7 protein-coding genes are annotated in these 3,857 nt (G+C 54.9%); 6 read left to right on the forward strand and 1 reads right to left on the reverse strand.

Translation table 11 applies throughout. From position 1 onward, the window contains the following. Positions 1 to 269: alpha/beta fold hydrolase (locus ACTHUT_RS15200; protein WP_440418987.1), on the reverse strand; the 269-nt coding region annotated here is incomplete at its 3' end. Between ACTHUT_RS15200 and ACTHUT_RS15205 the strand changes: the two genes are divergently transcribed. The 6 genes from ACTHUT_RS15205 to ACTHUT_RS15230 form a co-directional block, all read left to right on the forward strand. Further along, positions 268 to 984 carry a ComF family protein gene (locus ACTHUT_RS15205; RefSeq protein WP_440386738.1) on the forward strand — a complete coding sequence of 239 codons (717 nt, stop codon included), beginning with the start codon at positions 268 to 270 and terminating at the stop codon, positions 982 to 984. The genes ACTHUT_RS15200 and ACTHUT_RS15205 overlap by 2 nt on opposite strands. A 64-nt stretch (positions 985 to 1,048) precedes the next feature. Further along, a complete protein-coding gene (trmL, locus tag ACTHUT_RS15210) occupies positions 1,049 to 1,513 on the forward strand; it encodes a tRNA (uridine(34)/cytosine(34)/5-carboxymethylaminomethyluridine(34)-2'-O)-methyltransferase TrmL (protein WP_036492475.1) in 465 nt (154 codons plus the stop codon). Positions 1,514 to 1,561: 48 nt separating this feature from the next. After that, complete coding sequence (locus tag ACTHUT_RS15215) at positions 1,562 to 2,281, forward strand: septal ring lytic transglycosylase RlpA family protein (RefSeq protein ID WP_440386740.1); 720 nt, start codon at positions 1,562 to 1,564, stop codon at positions 2,279 to 2,281. 98 nt (positions 2,282 to 2,379) lie between these two features. After that, positions 2,380 to 2,964: a Holliday junction branch migration protein RuvA gene (gene ruvA, locus ACTHUT_RS15220; RefSeq protein WP_049322986.1), complete on the forward strand. Its 585-nt coding sequence runs from the start codon at positions 2,380 to 2,382 to the stop codon at positions 2,962 to 2,964. A 13-nt stretch (positions 2,965 to 2,977) separates the two neighbouring features. Then, positions 2,978 to 3,211: a methionine-binding protein gene (locus tag ACTHUT_RS15225; protein ID WP_440386741.1), complete on the forward strand. Its 234-nt coding sequence runs from the start codon at positions 2,978 to 2,980 to the stop codon at positions 3,209 to 3,211. Positions 3,212 to 3,265: 54 nt separating this feature from the next. Further along, on the forward strand, positions 3,266 to 3,857 hold a 592-nt coding region (locus tag ACTHUT_RS15230; RefSeq protein WP_440418988.1), incomplete at its 3' end, for a hypothetical protein.

A 3,857-nucleotide genomic window follows, 5' to 3' on the forward strand; every position in this document is an offset into this window, starting at 1 on the left:
TTGTCGGGATAAAGCGCGGTCAGATACAGGGCAACCAGTCCGCCCAGCGACCAGCCGAGAATGTGTGCCGGCGTGTCGATTTGTCCGGCGAAGGCTTCGGCAACGGCGGCAATATCAAACGGTTCGGCAAAAGGCGCATCGCCGTGTCCGGGCAAATCAAGCGCGCGGACGTCCCAATCGGCAGGCAGGCGCGGTATCAAATCGTCGAATACATGGCGGTTCGCCGCCCAACCGTGTATCAGATAAACTTTTTTGGCGGAGTGTGGCATGAATGTTCTTTCTTGGTGGCGCAATTTGAAACGGCTCAATGCGCGACGTTGCGTATTATGCCACGATTCCGTTTCAGACGGCCTTTGCCGAGGCTGCGCAAACGATTTGACGGAATATTTTATCGACGCGGCACAAAGCTGCCCTTTGTGTTTCCGCCATGTCGCGGGCGGAGCGGTGTGCGGCAGTTGTCAGAAAAAGCCGCCCGCATTTGATAGAATGTGGGCCTCGCTGTATTACGAACCGCCCGTCAGCAGCATGATACGCGAGCTGAAACACTTGGCCGACTTGGGCATGAGCCGTCCGTTGGCAGATTTGATGTGCCAAAACGCACCGGACTGGCTGGCGGCGGAACACTTCGATTTCGTCCTGCCCATGCCTTTGAGCAAAGAGCGGCGGCTCAAGCGCGGATTCAACCAAAGCGAGGCGTTGACGGATATTTTGGCAAAACGCTACGGCTGGACGCTGCTGCCGCGACACGCGGTTTTCAGACGGCATGGCGAGCCGCAAAGTACGCTGAAAAGCAACGAACGTCGGCGAAATATCAAGAATGCATTTAAAATCAAAGCCGAATTGCCGAAGGCGTGTAATATTCTGTTAATTGACGATGTCTTTACCACCGGCTCGACTTTGGACGAATTGGCGAAAACGCTGAAAAAATCAGGCGCAGGCCGGATTTGTTGTTGGTCTTTGGCGCGTCCGCCAATGAAAAAATAGCTTAAAGTTTTTGACACCCATGGAACATTTCGGCATTATGCCACTCTATAAGTGATTGATTTATATGTTTACCATAGTTTTGTACCAACCCGAAATCCCGCCCAATACGGGCAATATCATCCGCCTGTGCGCCAATACCGGTGCCGATTTGCACTTGGTCAAGCCGCTTGGTTTCCCTCTGGATTCGTCCAAAATGAAACGCGCGGGTTTGGATTATCACGAGTTTGCCAAACTGACGGTACATGAGAATTTCGAAGACTGCCTCAAGGCACTCGAAGGCCGCCGCATTTTCGCGCTGACCACCAAAGGCTCTACCCGCCCCGACGAAGTTTCCTTCCGCGAAGGCGACGTGTTGCTGTTTGGTCCCGAAACGCGTGGCCTGCCTGCCGAAATTCTCGACAGCCTGCCTGCCGGACAAAAAATCCGCCTGCCGATGATGCCCGGCAGCAGGAGCATGAATCTTTCCAATACCGTCGCCGTTATTCTGTTTGAAGCATGGCGACAAAACGGTTTTGCCGGCGGCGTATAGCAGGCCGTCTGAAACCGCTGCGTTATCAACTCAAGAACGGAACCCGTTTTGACTTTTACCAAAAAAAACCTCCTTTCCTTAGCCGCCGCCACCATCGGCGTCCTTTCCATCAATGCCGCCGTCGCCGACAGCGTGGTCCGAGTCGAAAAACTGCATCCTTCTGCCAACCGCAGTTACAAAGTTGCCGGCAAACGCTACACGCCACTGACCCAAGTTTCCTCTTTCAGCCAAACCGGCAAAGCCTCATGGTACGGCAACCAGTTCCACGGCCGTAAAACTTCCAGCGGCGAGCGTTACAATATGAACGCCCTCTCCGCCGCCCACAAAACCCTCCCTATTCCCAGCTACGCACGCGTGACCAATATGCAAAACGGCAAAAGCGTCATCGTCCGTGTCAACGACCGCGGCCCTTTCCACGGCAACCGCGTCATCGATGTTTCCCGCGCCGCCGCCCAACAATTGGGTTTCATCAACCAAGGCACGGCCAACGTTAAAGTTGAGCAAATCATCCCCGGCCAAACCGCCGCTCAAACCATTGTTTCCCCAAACAACAAAGAATTTTTTGTTGATTTGAAATCCTTCGGTACCCAACGCGAAGCACAGGCTTATCTGAACCAAGCCGCACAAAGCCTGCCGTCAGACAGCAAAGTCATGCTGGAAAAACGCAACTACGAATACGTTGTCAAAATGGGTCCGTTCAGCAGCCAAGAACGTGCCGCCGAAGCAGGCGAACGCGCCCGTCATCTGAACCTGGTGTCCGCTATCTGATTTCGTCCGCGTTAGCGCTGAAGTTTGATACAATACAAGGCCGTCTGAAACCCGATTGCAAGGTTTCAGACGGCCTTTTTTAATCACAGGGGAACACCATGATCAGCAGGCTCACAGGCAAATTGATTGAGAAAAATCCGCCGCAGGTCGTTATCGACGTCAACGGCGTCGGTTATGAGGCCGACGTTTCCATGCAGACTTTCTACAACCTGCCTCCCGTTGGCGAAACCGTCCATCTCTACACCCAGCTTGTCGTCCGCGAAGACGCGCATTTGCTGTTTGGTTTCGCCTCGGCCGAGGAACGCGCCACCTTCCGCCAACTGGTCAAAGTCAGCGGCATCGGTGCCAAAACCGCATTGGGCATTTTGTCGGCCATGAATGCCGACGAGCTGGCGCAAGCCGTCGCCGAAGAAGACGTCAAACGCCTCTCCTCCGCCCCCGGCATCGGCAAGAAAACCGCCGAACGCATGGTGTTGGAACTGCGCGGCAAACTCGTGTCCCATACCGTTTCAGACGGCCTGTTTGCCCCTGATGCCGTTGCCGACGAAAGCCAAGACATCATCAACACCCTGCTTGCCCTCGGCTACAACGAACGCGAAGCCAAAGCCGCCACCAAAGGCATTCCCAAAGGCACGGAAGTTGGCGAAGGCGTGCGCCTGGCCTTGAAAAACCTGCTCAAATAAGGCCGTCTGAAACATGAAAACCACCGTCCTGAGTGTCGCCTTGCTTCTAAGCGCGTGCGTCTATACCGAGACTCCGTACGGGCGCACCGCCATCTTAGACCTGCCCGTCCACGCGCAAACCACCGTCAACAAAACCGTGACCATCAACGCCCCGCCCGGGACGACCGTTATCTATCAAGACAGCGAACCCGTCCACAATTACCCGGCCTATCCCGTTTATCCCCGCCGGGTTTATCGTTATCGATAAACAACGCTGACCGTTTGAAACCATATATTCAGACGGCCTGTTGAGAGACCAGCCATGAAATACATCCTTCCCCTGCTTTTACTCCTGAGTGCCTGCACACCGGATGCCAAGACCGCCACGGATGCCGCATCCGCCCCCAAAACACACAGCTTCGCACACCGCCTGACCGAAGGCGAAAAACTGTTGACCCAAGCCCTCATCAAACAAGACCTCGCCGCCTACTTCAAACACGAAACCGGCGGCGCATTTGCCGAACAAGCCCCCTTATTCTCGGCCCAGCAACTTGCCGAACAGAAAAACATCCCCCAAAACGATGCCATCGGCGTTTACGGCAAAATCATCAAAACCCAAGGCCGCACTGCCTGGCTGCAAACCGACAAGCAAACCCTCAAACTCGATTTGGCCGAACCGCTGCAAGAAGCTCAAGGCGAAGTTACCCTCGTCTGCCAACACGAAAACACCGCCTTCCAAGACTGCCAAACAGAAGAAAACTTCGCCCGACGCTTTACCGAACAAATCTTCTCGGCGGTCGAGTCCGGACGCGTATCCGCCCAAACAGACGCACCGGCCGAAGAAATCATGGCCGGCCGCCTCATCCCGTTTTTGAGTGCCGCCAGCGACTTTACCGGCAACTTCAAAGCCTGCG

The sequence above is a fragment of the Neisseria sp. P0022.S010 genome (genome assembly GCF_051956635.1).